The following is a 17,136-nucleotide window of genomic DNA, read 5'->3' as shown; positions in this document are numbered from 1 at the left end:
CCCGCCGCGCCGGTGCTCAGTCGGTCAGCATGCGCCCGATCGTGGCCGCGACCGCCGGGTGCGCGAGGTACTCGGCGATATCGTGCGCCCGCTCCTTGGGGTTCTCGACGGGCAGATCGAGCAGGTCGGGTCCCCATGCCTGGCGCAGCGGGCAGCCGATGGCGATCGGGTCGCCGGCGTACCAGGTGTTGAGCCAGTCGCCGATCCGGTCCGGCCGGTGCGGCCCGCCGGTGAGCAGCTTGCCGTAGACCCCGTCCAGGCCCAGCGGACTGCCCGCGGTGACGAGCAGGCGCACGGTCAGCTCCCTGGGCAGCTGGGTGAGCAGATCCATCGCCACCACCGTGCCCAGACTGTGGCTGACCAGCACGAGTTCACCGCTGGTCGGCATGTCGGCGAGCACGGTGTCGAGTACTCCCTTGCGGACCCTCTCGTCGTCGAGATAGGCCGCGACGTCCTGGAAGATCGCCCCGATGAGCAGCGAGTCCAGGCCACTGCGCGCGGCGATCCAGCCGAGCTGGTCGCGCACCCGGCCGAGGACGACCGAACCGAACCCGAAGCCCTCCTGGGCCATCGGGTCGCCTGCCTGCGCGGCGGTCGGCATGCCGAGGCGCTGGGCGGTCTCGGCGACCAGGCTCTCGTAGAGCTCCGATCCGGTCGCCACGGCCGCTTCGCGGGCGCCCAGGCTCGCGACGAGCTGGTCACCGTAGAAGGGGAAGTGGACGTCGGCGGGATCGATCGGGCTCAGGTCCGCGAGAGTGAGGCCCTTGTTCAGGCCCGCGGTCCAGCTGCGGCGCAGCTCGGCCGGGTCGCGGCCCTCCTGCCTGCGACCGTGCAGGAACACGACGCTGCGGTTGCCACCGAACGCGCTCGGCCTGCCGTGCGGACCGCGCACGATCGTCTCCGCCACCGAATCCGGTGGTGGCGCGGCGGCTGTCGGGTCGACGACCACGGCGTCGGCCGCCAGGCATGCGGCGGGGCCGAGTTCGTCGAGCAGCGCGCGCTGCCCGGGATCGAAGGTGCGGGAGCCGAGATCGCGCAGCAGCACACTCACGCGGATGCCTTCGTTGGCGACCCAGCGGATGGCGTCGTCACCGTCGCCGCCCTGCCACGGCTTGCCGTCCTTGCGCAGTACCCGGCCCTTGTCGTCCTTCTCGGGCACGCCGGCGTGGTGCAGGGCGACGATCTCCCATTGATCGTTGAAGACCGGCGACCCGGAGTTCCCCGGCTCGGTGTCGGAGGTGTAGTGCAGGAAGTCGTCGAGCTGCAGATCGAGCCGGTTGTCGCGGATCGAGATCTCCTTGAGCCTGCCCAGCGGATGACCGACGACGTTCATCGCCTCCCCGATGACGATCTTGCCCGGCTTGGCGATCAGCGGGTTCCAGCCGAAGGTGTTCCCCGGGGCCGTGCCGTCGGCACCGGGCGCCACTCGCACGAGGGTGTAGTCCAGGTGCCGGTCGGTGACGAAGAAGTCGCCCGGCGCGAGATCGAAGCGCACCGTCTGGGTCGGCACATTGTCGATACCGGCTTCCGCCGCGAATTCGATGATCACCGATTCGGCGACATCGACGCTGGGCAGCACATGATTATTGGTGAGCAGCAGCTGCGGCGAGACCAGCGACCCGGTGCCGATCGGCACCCGGCGGCCGTGGTCGGACAGCGAGATCCGGGCGACGGCGGCGGCCGCGCGGGTGCCGCGGGTCAGGAAGTTGACGGCCTGCAGTTCGTTGGCGAAGCCGATGACCCGTTCCAGTGAGCCGATGCTGTCGAGCGGGTCCTGCCTGCCCAGCTCGATGACCGCCTGGGCGGGCACCTCGCCATTGCCCAGCAGCCGGTCGGCGCGGGCGAGGATCTGTTCCTCGGTGTCGACGACATCGGATTCGGACGCCTCGCGTTTGCGGGTCACCTCGTCGCGCTCGGTCGCGCTGTCGGCGAACCGCCGCGACGCGGCGTTCATCTGCTCGCGCCATGCGGCGGTGCGGGTGTCGCTTTCGGTATCCATGGGTCACCTCGCCCGGAGAAGGATGCAGCTGGTTCCCTCAGCGTGGGCTGGTGATCCGGTGCCGGACACGAGTAGCCGACCACTCGATTTTCGGCCTACCGCGCCCACCGGGAGGAGCAAGGCGGCCGCACCACGAATCCGTTGATCCTGCGGACGCGGGCGACCATACTTCGAGAGTAGGCCGCGCGGCATGTCGCCCGGCCCAGCGTGGGCGCCCGACGTGCATCCGGATCGTCACGATCAGGGAGTTCTCATGACCACCAGCGCATCGTGCGGACGACGGTCCCGGCGGCGCACCGGCATCGTTGTCGCGGTTCTCGCCGCGGCCGCGCTCGCCGGGTGCGGCACCAGTACCGAACCGTCCGATCCGACCCGCCCCACCCCCACCCAGATACCGGAGATCGGCACCGCTGCCGCCGATCAGCTGTGCGACATGCTGCGCGCCGAGATCGACAACTGGCGGCAGCAGGGCACCGCCGTCGCCCGGGTGTCCTACAACGGCACCGTGCACAACTGGGCGTTGCGCAACGGCGCCATCAACACCGCGATCACGCTCAACCGCGGCGCGATCGACACCGTCACCATCCAGCGTTGCCCGGATGTCCGTGACCAGGTGCTGGCCACGCTCGACATCAGCGATCTCGCCTCCGGTCTGGCCGGATTCTGACTCAGACCGCGGCGCCGGTGCCGAACCACTGCTCGGCGAGCTCCGCGGAATCGGTGCCGAGCACGTGCCCGATCGACTCCCAGGACGCGCCCGTCGCGCGGACGAAGCGCACGGCCTCGACGAGCCGCTGACGCGCGGACTCCGAGTCCTGGAACGCCAGCCGCACCGGCATCAGCGCCCGCATCTCGAACTGATGGCACTCCCAGTCGTCGAGGACGAGCCGGGTCAGGGTGGGGTCGAGCCTGCCGGACGGGCTGTGCAGGCGGCGATCGGCGGGCGCGTGGCCGAGCGGATGCGCCGAGCGCCGCCAGGGCCGCCCACGCCATCGGCCGCAGGAACACTGCGCGCGCCAGCCGATCGGGTCGCGCGCGTCGTCGTCGACGATGTCGACGACCCATCCGTGATGACACTCGAACACAGCATTCATACCGACTCCGATGTCGATTCCTACCGACTCGGCCCACAGAATCCGACCGACTGGTGTGTGAGACTGGTCTTCCCAGGTACTCACCATCGACGTCTTCGCGGCACGGCGCAACCACCCCACCCCGATATTGGGACCAATCACACAACCGCGGGACCGGGCATGGGATCACCGGTACGATCCGGTCGCCGCACCGGCGGCACGGCGACCGGACGCGGGATCAGCGCAGCGTGACGGTGGTCGGCAGCGCGGCGAAGCCCCGGTTGTTCGACGAGTGGATGCGCACCAGGTTGTCGGTGTCGATCTCGTAGTCGGCCACCGCGGCGACGATCTCCTGCAGCGCCACCCGCAGCTCCAGCTGGGCCAGGTTCATGCCCAGGCAGTGGTGGCGGCCCGCGCCGAAGGCGAGCGAGGCGCTGGTATCGCGGTCCAGATCGAAGCTGTCGGGGTTTTCGAAGACCGCCTCGTCGCGATGCGCCGAGCCGGTCAGCAGCAGGATGCGGGCCTGGGCCGGGATCTCGACGCCGTGCAGCTCGATCGGCGTCGTGGTGGTGCGCAACTGGGCCTGGGTGGCCGGGTCGTAGCGCATGGACTCCGCGATCCAGTCGTCGACGCGGCCGTCGAAGGCGGCGCGGCGCTGATCGGGGTGCAGCGCGGCGCTGTGCCAGGCGTTGCCGAGGGTCAGCATGACCGTCTCGATGCCCGCCCCGACGAGCAGGATCAGCACCCCGACGATCTCCTCGGGCGTGAGCCGGTCGTCGCCGTCGGCGGCGTCGAGCAGACCCGAGAGCAGATCGTCGCCGCGCTGCTGACTGCGCGCGATGGTCAGCTCCGTGTAGTACCCGACCAGCGCCCCGATCGCGGCCATCGCCTCCGGCCGTAGATCGGTCGACTCGGCGTCGGTGTACATGATCTCCATGCCGAGCTTGCGCAGCAGTTCCCGATCCTGTTCCGGCACACCGACCAGTTCGGAGATGACGTCGGTCGGGAAGGGACCGGCGAAGTCGGCGATCAGGTCGAAGCTGCCGCGCTCGAGCAGCGGCCGCAGGGTGCGCCGGGCGATCTCGCGCAGGCGCGGCTCGAGGCTCTGCACCCGGCGCTGGGTGAACGCCCGGACGACGAGTTCGCGCATCCGGGTGTGCTTGGGCGGGTCCATCGCCACGAACGAGAAGAACTTCTCCGCCTGCGGTCCCCAGAACGCCGGCTCCATCCGCAGGCCGTTGGCGCTCGAGAACCGCTCCGAATCGCGCAACGCCGCCCGGACGTCGGCGTGCCGCGACAGGGCCCAGAAGTCGTCGGTGTCGTTGCGGTAGACGGGGGACTCACTGCGCAACCTGGCATAGTACGGATACGGATCGGCATGGACAGCGAAGTCGTAGGGGCTGAACTGCAGGGGCATGGCCGTGCCTTTCGCGGCGGCGGGACCAGCCACGCCACCACCGGTCTCGAGTCGGGCTGACAGGGACGACCGTAGTCGAGAGAAGGGAAGTGCGCCGTGGACTTCGAGGCCGCTGCCGACCGGGTGGACGTCACCAAACCGCACCCTGCCCGCCGGTACGACTACTGGCTGGGCGGCAGCGCCCATTTCGAAGCGGACCGCAAGTCGGCCGACGCCGTCGCCGAGGCGTTCCCCTCCATCCATTTCGCCGTCCTGGAGAACCGCAGTTTCCTTCGTCGCGCGATTCCCTACCTCGTGGAGACGGTGGGCATCCGCCAGTTCCTCGACATCGGCACCGGACTGCCGACCGCGGGCAATGTCCACGAACTCGCCCAGGAGATCGCCCCGGAAGCCCGCGTCGTCTACGTCGACAACGACCCGATCGTCCTCTACCACGCCCGCGACCTGCTCGACAGCTCCCCGAGTGGCGCGACCGCCTACATCGACGCCGACCTGCGCGACCCCGCCTCGATCCTCGAGCATCCGGCTCTACACGGCACCCTCGACCTCGACCGGCCGGTGGCCCTCATGCTCTGCGCGGTGCTGCACTTCCTCACCGACGAGATGCACCCCTACGAGATCGTGCGCGAACTCTGCGCGGCCCTGCCCTCGGGCAGCTACCTCACCATGACCCACGCCACCGACGACCACCTGTCTCCCGAGGACCTCGCGGCGAACGTCGCCGCCAACGAGCGCAGCGGCGTCCCGTTCCGGCTCCGCTCGACCGCCGAGTTCACCCGTTTCTTCGACGGCCTCGAGCTCGTCTCACCGGGCATCACCTCGGTGATCGACTGGCGGCCCACCGAATGGCGCCCGCACCCGCGCAAGGAAGCGGTCTCGATGCTGTGCGGGATGGCCCGGATCCCCTAGCTGGCGCGCGAGATCCACGCGAGGAGTTCGTTCTCCACCTCGTCGCGGTTGATCTCGTTGAGGATCTCGTGGCGGGCGTTCGGATAGACGCGATAGGTGACGTCGGTGAGCCCCGCGTCGCGATACCGCTCGACCTGCAGAGCACTCAGTCGCGCACCGACGGTGAGCGGATCGCGGTCACCGACCATGACATACAGCGGCAGGTCGGTCCTGATGCCGCGCGGCCGGGCCAGCCGTTCGGTGCCCGCCCTGGCCAGCAGCGCCATGTTCGCCGCGTCGATTTCGAATCCGCACCACGGGTGGGCCAGGTAGGCGTCGACCTGGGCCTCGTCGCGGCTGAGCCAGTCGGCGGTGGTGCGCACGGGCTGGAATTCCCGGTTGAACAGGCCGAGCAGATCGCCGTCGGCGGCGGCGATCTCGATGAACAGCTCGTCGACCGCGGTGGTGCCGCACAGGACGGCGGCGTCGACGAGCGCGTCGTGATCGAGCAGATACTGCTGGACCGCGAACGAACCGAGGCTGTGCCCGAACAGCACCACGCGGCGCCCGGGATGGGTCTCGCGCAGGATCGTGGTCAGCGCGGCCATGTCCTCGACGAGCAGGTTCCAGCCGTTGTCGCCCAGGTCACCGGGCACCCCGGTCATGCTGTGGCCGTGTCCGCGGTGGTCGGCGGCGTAGACCGCGTAGCCGAGCCCGGCGAGACGCTCGGCGAGATGGCTGTAACGCGCGGCGTACTCGCCCATGCCGTGCGCGATCTGGACCACGCCGGTGACGTCGTCCCCGGCGGGCAGCCAGGAGCGGACGTGGATGGTCGTGCCGTCGCTGCTGGTGTAGGTGAACATGGATCACTCCTGTGTGATGTGCGGGAAATGTGGTGCGGGAGCGGGTTTCACGGCCGGGCGATGGCGCGTTTGAGGATCTTGCCGGTCGGCCCGGTGGGCAGCGCGTCGAGCAGCCACACCTGGCGCGGGTACTTGTAGGCGGCGACCCGGACCCGGACGAACTCCTGGATCTGCGCGCCGGTGCTGGTCGCGCCCTCGCACAAGGCGACCGCGGCCACGATCTCCTCGCCCAGATGCGCGTCGGCGATGCCGATCACCGCCGCCTGGGTGATCTCGGGATGCTCGTAGAGCACCTCTTCGATCTCGCGCGGATAGACGTTGTAGCCGCCGCGAATGATCATGTCCTTCTTGCGGTCGACGATGTAGAGGTAGCCGTCGTCGTCGCGGCGGGCGAGGTCACCGGTGCGGAACCATCCGTCGGGAATCGCGGCGGCGGTGTCGGCGGGGCGGCCCCAGTAGCCGAGCATCACGTTCGGGCCGCGCACCGCGATCTCCCCGACCCCGTCGATCCGATCGACGAGCTCGACCTCAACATCGCGGATCGGCGTACCGATCGATCCCGGCTTGCGCACCCGCCCCGCGTGGTTGAACGCGACGACCGGACTCGTCTCCGACAGCCCGTAGCCTTCGAGAATCACACAGCCGAAACGCTTTTCGAAGGCGTGCAGCAGTTCCATCGGCAACGAGGCGCCACCGGAGACGCAGCGGCGCAGGGTCGACACGTCCGCCGCGGCGGCTCCGGCATCGTGCAGCAGCGCCGAATACATCGTCGGCACACCGGCGAAGACGGTGACGCCGTCGCGGGCGATCGCCTCGAAGACCGCGCCGGGCTCGAAGCGCGGCACCAGCGTCAGGCAGGCGCCGCTGCGGATCGCGGTGTTCATCGCGCAGGTCTGGCCGAAGGTGTGGAACAGCGGCAGACACCCGAGGATCACGTCGTCGGCGCCGATGTCGAGCACGGTCACGGCATAGACGTCGGCGTTGTGGATCAACCCGGCGTGCGACAGCGCGGCGCCCTTGGGCGTCCCGGTGGTGCCGGAGGTGTAGAGGATCACCGCGGGGTCGTCGGCGGCGACCGGGCGATCGTCGCGGTCGGGGGCGTGCCCGGCGAGCAGTTCGGCCAGGCCGTCGGTGTCGATGGTGAGCACCGCCGTCTGCGCCTCGCGCGCCCCCTGCGGCCCCTCCCCCGGACCGCCGGCCCAGTCCAGCAGCAGCACCGCGGCCGAATCCCGCAGGTAATAGGCGACTTCGCGCGCCTTCAGCAGCGGGTTCATCGGCACGACGACCGCGCCGGCGCGCAGGATGCCGTAGTACAGCACGACGAACTCCGGCACGTTCGGCAGCATCAGCGCCACCCGATCCCCCGAGGCGATGCCGCGATCGCGCAGGAACGCGGCCACCAGGGCGGTGCGTTCGGCGAGTTCGTCGTAGGTGAGCACGGTCGCGCCGGCGCGCAGCGCGGGACGGGTCGGATAGCGGTGCGCGCAGCGCAGCAGGTTCTCGCTCAGAGCGGGCGTCGGCATGCGAAAAATCGTCGCACCGCTGTGACGCCGATCCCATGGATCGCCGGACAACATCGCCGCGACACCGTTGTCCGCGGGAACAATCACACCCCCGGTAAGCTGCGGAAATGGTTCGAATCTCGCCTCCGGGCCCGATCGTCGACGTCGCCGCGGCACTGCTCGCGCGTATCGACGATCTCGGGCTGCAGCTGGCCCGGCGCTTCGTCGCCGAACTCGACACCTACCGCGACGAGAACCTGGTGCCGTTCGCGACCATCCACACCTCCTGCACCCGCAATCTGACGCTGATGGTGCAGCACTTCACCACCGACGAGCCGGTGGATCCCGAGCCGCCGAAGGAGACGGGCAGGCTGCGCGCCCAGCAGGGGGTGCCGCTGGCCGAGACCCTGCACGCGTTCCGGATCGGGTTCGAATTCCTGTGGTCGGAGCTGGTCGCCGAGGCCAGGCGGCATCCGGCGGTCACCGACGCGGTGCTGGTCGATCTGGGCGCCGAGGTGTGGGCGCTGGCCGGGGAGTACTCCGTCGCCGTCGCCGCCGCGTACCGGGAGAGGAGCTCGGAGCTCATGCTGCAACGCGAGCACGAGCGCTCGGTACTGGTGGAGGCACTGTTCACCGGCGTCATCGCCGATCCGGCCACGCTCGGCGAGGCGACCCGCATCCTGGGCCTGCCGCCGCGCGGCCGCTACGTCGTGGTGGCCGCGGAGGTCAGCGCGGCGGGCCGGGAGGCGCTGCCCGGCATCGAGTCGACCCTGCGCCACGCCCGGATCACCTCGGCCTGGCGGCTGCAGCCCGATCAGCAGATCGGCGTACTGGCACTGCCCGCCGACCGCGAGCCTGCCGCGCTGGCCGCCCTGCGCAAACACCGGGCCCGCATCGGTATGAGCCCACCGTACGAATCGCTCACCGAGACCCCGCAGGCGTGGCACTTCGCGCGCTTGGCGCTGGTCGGCCTCGCCGATCGCGCGTCCGGTGTCGCCCGGTTCGACGACAATCCGCTGGGCATGGTGGTCGCGGCCGCGCCGGTGGAGGCCGCGCATATGGTCGACATGCGCCTGCGCGAGGTGCTGGCCCTTCCCAACGACGAACGCGGCCGACTGCTCGAGACCCTCGAAAACTGGTTCGCCGCAGGCGGTTCCGCGACCAGGACCGGCGAACGGCTCTATCTGCACGCCAATACGGTGCGCTATCGTCTGCGGCGCGTCGAGAAGCTCACCGGCCGATCCCTCGCCGATCCCGCCGCCGTCCGCGATCTCGGTGCGGCACTGCAGGCATGGCAGGTCCTGGCGACGGTGCGCGCGCAGCGCTGAGCCGCGCGCTACAGCGCTTCCAGGCGCGCGGGCACGTGCTTGTGCCACGGCGTGCCGGCGAAGGCGTCCTTGTGGGCGGTGCTGGTCAATTCGTTCGGTGACACCCCCGCGCTGGTCGTGGTGCCGTCGCCGGCGGGGAAGTCCAGACCGTGCCCGTTGGGCAGCGCGATATTGCCCGCGCGCATCATGTCGCTGATCTCGACGGTCACGGTGGCCGTTCCGGTCTCGGTGACCAGCCGGGCCCGATCTCCGTCGGACACGCCGGCCGCGGCGGCGTCGTCGGCACTGACGCGCAGGTGCCCCTCGCGGTCGCGGCGGCGCCAGTCCGGGTTGCGCAAGATGGTGTTCGCGGTGAAGGACCGGCGTTCGCCCGCGGCGAGGACCAGCGGGAATTCCGGTGTGGTCCACGCTGTCCGCGCGGTGGGCAGCGCGCGGACCTGGTCGAGCAGGGTGTCGACGTCGAGGGTGAACCGGCGATCCTCGCGTTTGACGTAGTGCCACACGTCGTCCCAGGTGTCCTCGGTGAACACCACCCCCGACGGCGATGCCAGGATCGTGTCGAACAGCTCGTTCCCCGGCGTGAGGCCGCCGCCGGTGAACCCGGCGCGGCCGACGGCCTTCGGATTCGACAGCGCGCACAGCTGGCTCACTCCCCACAGCACCGCGGCGCCGCGCACCGCGGGATCGAGGGTGGCCCCGAGCGTTTCGTAGAGCAGGAACGGCACGACCTTGCCCAGCGCGGGGTCGGCGGCGACGGTCGCCAGGAAACTCGCGCCGAAGGTGGCGCGGCCGGTCTCGGCCGCCCGCCGCAGCCGGGTGATGGTCGCGTCGTCGACCACCCGCAGCCGGCGCAGCAGCCGCGCGTAGATCTCCGGCTCGGGCAGCGTGCCCGCGAGTGGTTCCAGCAGCGGCTTGCGCAGGTGGAAGACGTTGCGCGGGAACTCGAAATTGAAGAACGTGGCCTCGGGCTTCTCGAACTGGCTCGCGGCGGGCAGCACGTAGTCGGCCTGCCTGGCCGTCTCGGTGAACGCCACGTCGATCACGACGGAGAGCTCGGTGGCTCGCATCGCGTCCCGGAAACGCCGCGAGTCCGGCAGCGAATGCGCCGGGTTCGACGAGTCGATCCACAAGGCGCGGAACCGTTTCGGGTGCTCGGTGAGGATCTCGTCGGCGATCGAGTTGCACGGCACCAGCCCGCCGATGATCTTCGCCCCGGTGACGGGTGTGACCCGGTTGCCACCGCCGCCGCCACCACCTCCGGCGAGCAGGCCACCCGCCAGCGGCACCACGGCGTCGAGCAGCGCGGACGCGCCCGCCTCGACGCCGGGTCGCAGCGCACCGACCCGGGCCAGCGCGGGCAGCGTCGTCCCGACCGTGGCCGCGACCGCGGTGACCGCGCGGGCCGTCGCCTTCTTGCGCAGCTTGTCCAGCGCGCTCGGCGGCTTGCGTGGGCGCGACGGCGTCCCCGAGCCGCCGGCCAGCAGCGCGAACGACGAGTGCAGGAACATCGTCCCGGGCCGCCCGAAATTGCCGGTGACGATCCACAGCAGCTTGTTCAGGTAGGAGACCAGGGTGGAGTTGGGCGCCTGCTGGATGCCGAGATCCTCGTAGACGCACACGCTCGACGCGGTCGCGATCCGGCGGGCGGCGGCCCTGATCCGGTCGACCTCGACGCCGCTGATGGTGGCGAAGGCGGGAATGTCGATGTCCAGGAACGCCGCCCGGACTTCGTCGTACCCGGCGGTGTGCGCGGCGACGAACTCGGCGTCGACCAGATCCTCCTGGATGATCACCGCGACCAGCGCCGCCATCAGCCAGGCATCACGACCGGGGGCCACCCGCAGGTGGAAGTCGGCCATGGCGGCGGTCTCGCTGACCCGCGGGTCGATCACCACCATCGACCGCGCCGGGTCGCCCGCGACCTGCTTGAGGATCGGCCGTGCCCGCGGGAAACTGTGCGACTGCCAGGGATTCTTGCCGACGAAGACCAGCACCTCGGCATGCTCGAAATCGCCTTTGGTGTGGCCGCCGTAGAGACGTCCGTCGACCCAGATCTCGCCGGTCTTCTCCTGCGCCAGCGCATTCGAGTGATACCCCGACCCGAGCGCGCCCCGCAGCGCGAGCGCGTTGGCCGAGCCCAGGTGATTGCCCTGTCCCCCGCCGCCGTAGAAGAAGATCGTGTCGCCACCGTGCTCGTCGCGCAGTGCGGCCAGCCGCGCGGCGATCTCGTCGAGCGCGGTGTCCCAATCGATCTCGCGGTAGCTGCCGTCGGCCTGCCGCTTCAGCGGGGTGGTCAGGCGATGGGGGCCGTTCTGGTACAGGTCGAGGCGCATCGCCTTCTCGCAGGTGTAGCCCGCCGACGCCGGGTGGGTCTTGTCGCCGCGGATCTTCGTCAGCCTGCGCCCGTCCAGTTCGACGGTGATGCCGCAGTTGCATTCACACAGGACGCACGCGGTCGCCTTCGGCTGCGTTTCCACCATGGGGACATCCTTCGCCGCGGTGACAGAGGTCGCCGTCACACCCGAGTAGTATGCTATGCAACATAACATAGCGGTGGGGCGCTTACCATGACAGTTGCCCGACCCGAGATCGCCGAAGGAGACCGCACCCGTGGGAGCCCGCACCAACACCCGGCAGAAGATGCTCTACAGCGCCGTGGAACTGCTGCGTGAACGCGGTGCGGCCGGGGTGACCGTCGATGCCGTGCTGGCCCGCAGCGGCGCGCCGCGCGGGTCGGTGTATCACCACTTCCCCGGCGGCCGGGCCCAGATCATGACCGAGTCGCTCGCGCTCGCCGGTGACACGATCGGCACGATCATCGATCAGGCGGCGGCGCGCGGATCGCGCACGGCCCTGCGCAGCATCAGCGAGTTCTGGACCTCGATCCTGGCGGCCTCCGATTTCGAGGCGGGCTGCCCAGTGGTCTCCGTGGCGGTGGGCGGCTCCTCCGACGACCGGCATCTGCGCCCGGAGATCGCCGAGATCCTGCGCCGCTGGCATCGCGCGCTGGACGCGGCCCTCGCCGCGGACGGCGTCGAGCCTGCGCGCGCGAGCCGCCTGGCCACGATGGCGATCGCGGCCGTGGAGGGCGCGGTCATCCTCTGCCGGGTCGACCGCTCCACCGAGCCGCTCGACGAGGTCGTCGCCGAGCTCGAGACCATGCTCGGCGCCGCCACCGGCCACGCGCTCTCACAGGTCGAGGACGAGAGTTCCCCCGTCGCACCGTGATACACACGCGAGAGTCTTGCCCTCGGCGCGCTCGGCGTCGGTGAGCACGGTGTCGCGATGGTCGGGGTCTCCGGCCACCACCCGGACCACACAGGTCCGGCAGAAGCCCTGACGGCAGGAATAGGGCTGATCGGGCCGGGCGCGCAGAAGGGCGGCGAGCATGGTCTCCTCGGCACCCACGTCGACGACTTCGCCGCTGCCCGCCAGCCGCACGGCGAACGGCCTGCCGTCCACGACAGGCGCGGGCGAGAAACGCTCCGAATGGAATTCGACGCCGTCGTGCTGTCTGACCGCGTTCAGCAGGGCCGCGGTCATCACGGTCGGTCCGCAGCAGTAGACCGCGCTGTCGCCGTCGACGCCGGCGAGCAGTTCCGCGGCGGTGGGGACGCCGTGCTCGGCATCGGTGCGCACCGTGACACGGTCACCGAACTCGGCGATCTCGTCGAGGAACGGCAGGGTCGCGCGGGTGCGGCCGCAGTAGAGCATCGTCCACGGCACGCCGAGCCGGTCGGCGGCCCTGGCCATGGTCAGGATCGGGGTGATGCCGATGCCGCCCGCCACGAAATGCAGTCGGCGCGCGGTGGATCCGCGCCCGGGCGGGGCGAACGGGAAGGCGTTGCGCGGACCGCGCACCGTCAGTTCCGCGCCGACCGGCAGCGCGTCGTGCACCTCGATCGACCCGCCACCACCGGCGGGGATGCGGCGCACCGCGATCCGGTAGCCGCCCCGGTCGGCCGGATCGCCACACAGCGAGTACTGCCGGACGCGTCCCGAGGGCAGTTCCAGGTCGATGTGCGCGCCCGGCTGCCAGCGCGGCAGGGCGCGCCCCGACGGTGACTCGAGGCGCAGGCTCACCACGTCGGCGTCGGCCGCGACGATCGTCCGCTCGGTCACCCGCACCGGCAAGCGCCGGTCGTCCACCCCGGATTCGAGCCTGCCCCGGTTGATCAGCGTCGACAGGCCCACCTTCGCGGTGGCGATCCGGTCGATCACTCGTGTGGTCGGATCGTGGGCGTGCTTGCCGTAGAGGTCCGGCGGCAGCGTGGCGGGGACGTCGGGCCGGGTCACCGGTGTGCCGCCCTCGCCGCGGGCGACTTGGCCAGATACGCGATCGCCTGCTCGGTCGACCCGACAGTGTTCGGCGAGTAGCGCGGGTTGAACGTCGACAGCGCGCTGATCGCGAGCGCGCGCAGGCGCGGCAGCGCCCCGCGCCGCATCGCGCCGAGGATCCGCCACAGCAGCATCGGATAGCCGATGTTCGGCATGCCGGGGTCCTGGTTGATCAGGTAGCGGGTGCCGCGCAGGATCAGCACGAGCAGGATCGGGATGACGATCATCATCATCACCGCGCGCCGCAGGTAGCCCGCGCCGAAGTAGATCGCCACATCGTGGGCGACGTTGCGGTGTTCGACCTCTTCGGCGCCGTGCCAGCGGAACAGGTCGAGCATGCGCGGATCGGCGTGATGTTTCTCCAAGTCGGCGTTGAGGATCCAGTCGCCGAGCCAGGCGAAGAAGTGCTCGAGGCTGGCGATGAAGGTCAGCCGCTCCACCATCCGCACCTCGGTCGCGGCGGTGCCCGCGTCCCGGGCGCCGAGGGTGTTGCGGAAGACGAATTCCATCTGCCGCACATACGGCGCGGTGTCGATGCCGTGCGCGGCCAGCACCCCGGCCAGCACCTTCTGGTGGGTCTCGGCGTGCATCGACTCCTGGCCGATGAAGCCGAGCATGTCCTCACGCAGCTTGGCGTCCTTCACATACGGCAGCGCCTCGGTGTAGGCCGCGCAGAACATCCGCTCCCCTTCGGGCAGCAGCAGATTCAGCGAGTTGACGACGTGCGAGGCGACCGGTTCGTCCGGCATCCACCGCAGGGCGGTATCGGTCCAGTCGAACCGCACGTCGCGCGCGTGCAGCGCGACGTGCGGGGCCGGGGTCCGGCGGCGGCGAGTCGACTTCATCGGTACTCCTCCGAGGACGGGGTGCGGGCAGCGGCGCCGGCGCGCAGGAAACTGCCGGTGCCCCAGGCGGTGCCGAGCCCGTCGGCGAGCGCGCCGCGCGCGAACACCCGCTTGCCGCCGACGACGGTGGCCACGACGGCGTCGTCGTTGCGGTTGACCATGCGGTCCAGCCCGAATTCCGGCAGCGGCGCCTCGTGCAGCTCGTGCACCCGGGCGTCGAGACCGGCGGGATCGAGGACGAGCAGGTCGGCGCGGTCGCCTTCGCGCAGGTGACCGGCATCGATGCGGAACCAGTCGGCCAGTTCACCGGTGAGCCGGTGCACGGCCCGCTCCACACTCAGGAACGGCGTGCCCGCTTCCTGCGCGCGCAGCACGCGTTCGAGCAGGCGCAGCGGATAGTTGTAGAAGGCCATGTTGCGCAGGTGCGCGCCCGCGTCGCCGAAGCCCATCTGCACGCCGCTACTGGCGGCGAGCTTGTTCAGGTAGCCGGGCCGGTCGTTGGCGATGGTGGTGCGCCAGCGCAGCGCCGAGCCGTGTTCGACGACCAGGTCGAGGTAGGCGTCGACCGGATGCAGGCCACGGTCCTTGCCGACCCGGCCGATCGACTTGCCGACTACCGAGGCGTCGGGGCAGGCGATGATCTCGGCGTCGAAGAAGTCGCGGTGCCAGATGCGCGGGGTGAACTTGTTGTCGTACTGGCGGCGGAACCAGCGCCGGTAGGACTCCTCGCGCAGCAGCGCGTTGCGCTCGACCTGGTCCTTCAGGTGCAGCGCGGCCGCGCCGGCGCCGAACTCCTCGAAGACCACCAGATCGATGCCGTCGGCGTACACCGTGAACGGCACCGGCAGGTGCTGCCAGCGGAAGTCGGTGCGTGCGAAGCGGTTCAGCAGCGGCGCGACCGCGAGCATGAACCACACCAGCGGCGGATAGGCCTTGGAGTCGGCGGCCGAGAGCAGCGAGGTACGCAGCGGGCGACGGCCGATTCCCGCGCTGGCCAGGAAGAACTTGGCGATGTTCGGGCGCAGGCTCACCGTCGGCGCGCTCTGCAGGATGCGGCGGTGGCGGCGCAGCACCCGATTGAGCGCGCGCACCTCCTTGCCGCGCGCGTAGGTCGAGGGCAGCGAGCGCGAGCGGTACTCGTCGCCGTCGATCTTGTCGAGCGGGTTCGACATCGACGACAGACCGAGGAAGCCTGCCGCGATCGCCTCGCCGAGCAGTTCCTGCATCCGCTCGATCTCGGCGGCGGTCGGTTCGGTGTCGCGGGTGACGGCGCGACCGAGCCCGAGCACATGGGTGCGCAGATCCGAATGTCCCAGGAACGCCGCGATATTCGGCCCGAGCGGCAGTTCGTCGATCGCCTTGGCGTATTCGGCCGGACCCGACCAGGTCCGGACGCGGTCGAGGGTGTCGTAGACCGCATCGCGCGGCACGGCCTCGACCCGGCTGAAGATGTCGGCGCAGTCGGTGTTGGAGGCCAGCACCGTCGACAGCGAGCAGTTGCCGATGACGACGGTGGTGACACCGTGGCGCAGCGACTCCGACAGTTCCGGCTTGATCAGCACCTCGGCGTCGTAGTGGGTGTGCACGTCGACGAAGCCGGGCAGGACCCATTTGCCGTCGGCGTCGATCACCTCGGTGCCGGGGCCGACGGGCAGCGGCTCGGCCGACACCCGCCGCACCACACCGCCGGTGATGCCGAGGTGGCGCCGTCGCGCGGGCGCTCCGGTGCCGTCGAACCAGGTGCCGCCGGTGATGACGAGATCGAAATCGGTCATGGGAGAACTACTTTCCGGTGTCGATCGAGTGCGCCGTGATGAACTTGTCCGCGTAGTCCGCGATCGCGCCGGGGTCGGCGAAGGGCAGCCAGTGGCCGCGCGGCAGGTCGTGGCGGATCAGTTCGTCGGCCCAGTCCTCGTAGCCGTCGTAGCCGGCCGGGCGCACGGCGATATCGCGGGTGTTGACGATCAGCTGCACGGGCACCGCGGTGCGGCGGTCGCGCGGGGAGAACATTCGGGGTAGGATGTTGGCCTTGTAGAAGCGCAGGCCCGAGACCATGTCGCGGCGCAGGGTCGCGGCCACGGTGACCTGCTCGGGCCGGATGCCCTCGACCAGGCGCAGGAACAGCCGCCACATCCGCGCCGAGCCGGCAACCCGGAAGAACAGGCCGGGCAGCACCGGCAGCATGAAGAACCCGGTGTAGGCCGAGGACAGGCCCTGGGCCAGCGTGTTCCACACCGCGCGCGGGGTCGGCGTGCGCAGCGGCGCCCGCAGGAATTTGCCGAGATGGTCGAGATTGGGGCCGGAGATCGAGGTGAACGAGGCGACGAATTCGTCGGCGCCGTGCTCGCACACCGCCTCCCAGACCTGGACCGAGCCCCAGTCGTGCGCGACGACGTGCACCGGCTGTTCCGGGCTGAGCTGATCGACGATGGCGAAGAAGTCGGTCGCGAGCCGGTCGAGGCGATACGCCGACACCGCGCGCGGCGCGCTGGACTCGCCGTACCCGCGAGTGTCGTAAGCGAGCACGCGGTATCGGTCCGCCAGCAGCGCGATCACGCCGTCCCACAGGTGGTGGGTGTCCGGCCAGCCGTGCACCAGTACCACGGGTACACCGTCGGGCGGTCCGTACTCGAAGACGGCGAGTTCGATGTCACCGTTGCCGACCCGATGCTGTCGCCGTGGTTCGGGTCGGACACTGGGCTGATGGTCGAGGTGAGCCGCCATGGGAATTCCTTCTGGACGCGTGCGCCACTGCACGATGTACTCCGGGTTCTCTTTCACGGTACCGCCGGTACCGTCGGTGAGTTTCCAGGGCGGGCGGCGGTCCTGTCAAGGACGGCTGTGATCGCGGCGGGGTCGGCGCGGCTGGAACTGCCGGTATGC

14 protein-coding genes are annotated in these 17,136 nt (G+C 70.3%); 4 read left to right on the top strand and 10 right to left on the bottom strand.

Annotated elements, in window-relative coordinates; all coding sequences use genetic code 11:
- Positions 1-16: 16 nt before the first annotated feature.
- Positions 17-1,999, bottom strand: a complete 1,983-nt coding sequence (locus Q7X29_RS13015; protein WP_316574181.1) for a trypsin-like serine peptidase — start codon at positions 1,997-1,999, stop codon at positions 17-19.
- 253 nt (positions 2,000-2,252) lie between these two features.
- On the opposite strand from Q7X29_RS13015, the gene Q7X29_RS13010 reads away from it, so the two are divergent.
- The gene (locus Q7X29_RS13010; RefSeq protein WP_218721007.1) at positions 2,253-2,666 is read left to right on the top strand and encodes a hypothetical protein; all 414 of its coding nucleotides are present in this window, start codon (positions 2,253-2,255) and stop codon (positions 2,664-2,666) included.
- Between the two features lies 1 nt (position 2,667).
- Here Q7X29_RS13010 and Q7X29_RS13005 read toward each other — a convergent pair whose 3' ends face one another.
- Positions 2,668-3,093: a hypothetical protein gene (locus Q7X29_RS13005; protein ID WP_316574180.1), complete on the bottom strand. Its 426-nt coding sequence runs from the start codon at positions 3,091-3,093 to the stop codon at positions 2,668-2,670.
- Positions 3,094-3,310: 217 nt separating this feature from the next.
- On the bottom strand, positions 3,311-4,489 hold the full coding sequence (locus tag Q7X29_RS13000) for a cytochrome P450 (RefSeq protein WP_316574179.1): 1,179 nt from the start codon (positions 4,487-4,489) through the stop codon (positions 3,311-3,313).
- A gap of 96 nt (positions 4,490-4,585) precedes the next feature.
- Between Q7X29_RS13000 and Q7X29_RS12995 the strand changes: the two genes are divergently transcribed.
- Positions 4,586-5,398, top strand: coding sequence for an SAM-dependent methyltransferase (locus Q7X29_RS12995; RefSeq protein WP_316574178.1), 813 nt, complete (start codon positions 4,586-4,588; stop codon positions 5,396-5,398).
- On the opposite strand, the gene Q7X29_RS12990 is transcribed toward Q7X29_RS12995, so the two are convergent.
- A complete protein-coding gene (locus Q7X29_RS12990; RefSeq protein ID WP_218721004.1) occupies positions 5,395-6,240 on the bottom strand; it encodes an alpha/beta fold hydrolase in 846 nt (281 codons plus the stop codon). The genes Q7X29_RS12995 and Q7X29_RS12990 overlap by 4 nt on opposite strands.
- 47 nt (positions 6,241-6,287) lie before the next feature.
- Entirely contained in the window at positions 6,288-7,763 is a 1,476-nt protein-coding gene (locus Q7X29_RS12985; RefSeq protein WP_316574177.1) for a long-chain-fatty-acid--CoA ligase, read from the bottom strand.
- A gap of 107 nt (positions 7,764-7,870) precedes the next feature.
- On the opposite strand from Q7X29_RS12985, the gene Q7X29_RS12980 reads away from it, so the two are divergent.
- On the top strand, positions 7,871-9,070 hold the full coding sequence (locus tag Q7X29_RS12980) for a PucR family transcriptional regulator (RefSeq protein WP_316574176.1): 1,200 nt from the start codon (positions 7,871-7,873) through the stop codon (positions 9,068-9,070).
- 8 nt (positions 9,071-9,078) lie between these two features.
- Here Q7X29_RS12980 and Q7X29_RS12975 read toward each other — a convergent pair whose 3' ends face one another.
- Positions 9,079-11,550, bottom strand: coding sequence for a molybdopterin-dependent oxidoreductase (locus tag Q7X29_RS12975; RefSeq protein ID WP_316574175.1), 2,472 nt, complete (start codon positions 11,548-11,550; stop codon positions 9,079-9,081).
- A gap of 130 nt (positions 11,551-11,680) precedes the next feature.
- Here Q7X29_RS12975 and Q7X29_RS12970 point away from each other — a divergent pair, with 130 nt between their 5' ends.
- Positions 11,681-12,298 carry a TetR/AcrR family transcriptional regulator gene (locus Q7X29_RS12970; protein WP_449411942.1) on the top strand — a complete coding sequence of 206 codons (618 nt, stop codon included), beginning with the start codon at positions 11,681-11,683 and terminating at the stop codon, positions 12,296-12,298.
- On the opposite strand, the gene Q7X29_RS12965 is transcribed toward Q7X29_RS12970, so the two are convergent.
- Genes Q7X29_RS12965 through Q7X29_RS12950 form a run of 4 tightly spaced genes read right to left on the bottom strand, consistent with a single transcriptional unit; the run spans position 12,260 to position 16,977 of the window.
- Entirely contained in the window at positions 12,260-13,366 is a 1,107-nt protein-coding gene (locus Q7X29_RS12965; RefSeq protein ID WP_316574174.1) for a PDR/VanB family oxidoreductase, read from the bottom strand. The genes Q7X29_RS12970 and Q7X29_RS12965 overlap by 39 nt on opposite strands.
- A complete protein-coding gene (locus Q7X29_RS12960) occupies positions 13,363-14,253 on the bottom strand; it encodes a metal-dependent hydrolase (RefSeq protein ID WP_316574173.1) in 891 nt (296 codons plus the stop codon). The genes Q7X29_RS12965 and Q7X29_RS12960 overlap by 4 nt, the downstream gene beginning before the upstream one ends.
- A complete protein-coding gene (locus tag Q7X29_RS12955) occupies positions 14,250-16,028 on the bottom strand; it encodes an N-acyl-D-amino-acid deacylase family protein (protein WP_316574172.1) in 1,779 nt (592 codons plus the stop codon). Before Q7X29_RS12955 ends, Q7X29_RS12960 begins: the two co-directional genes overlap by 4 nt.
- A gap of 7 nt (positions 16,029-16,035) precedes the next feature.
- Positions 16,036-16,977, bottom strand: a complete 942-nt coding sequence (locus tag Q7X29_RS12950; protein ID WP_316574171.1) for an alpha/beta fold hydrolase — start codon at positions 16,975-16,977, stop codon at positions 16,036-16,038.
- Positions 16,978-17,136: the final 159 nt, after the last annotated feature.

This window comes from Nocardia canadensis, from assembly GCF_032656385.1.
In the GTDB taxonomy this organism is placed as follows: domain Bacteria; phylum Actinomycetota; class Actinomycetes; order Mycobacteriales; family Mycobacteriaceae; genus Nocardia; species Nocardia canadensis.
This window is presented reverse-complemented; position numbering and strand designations above follow the sequence as displayed.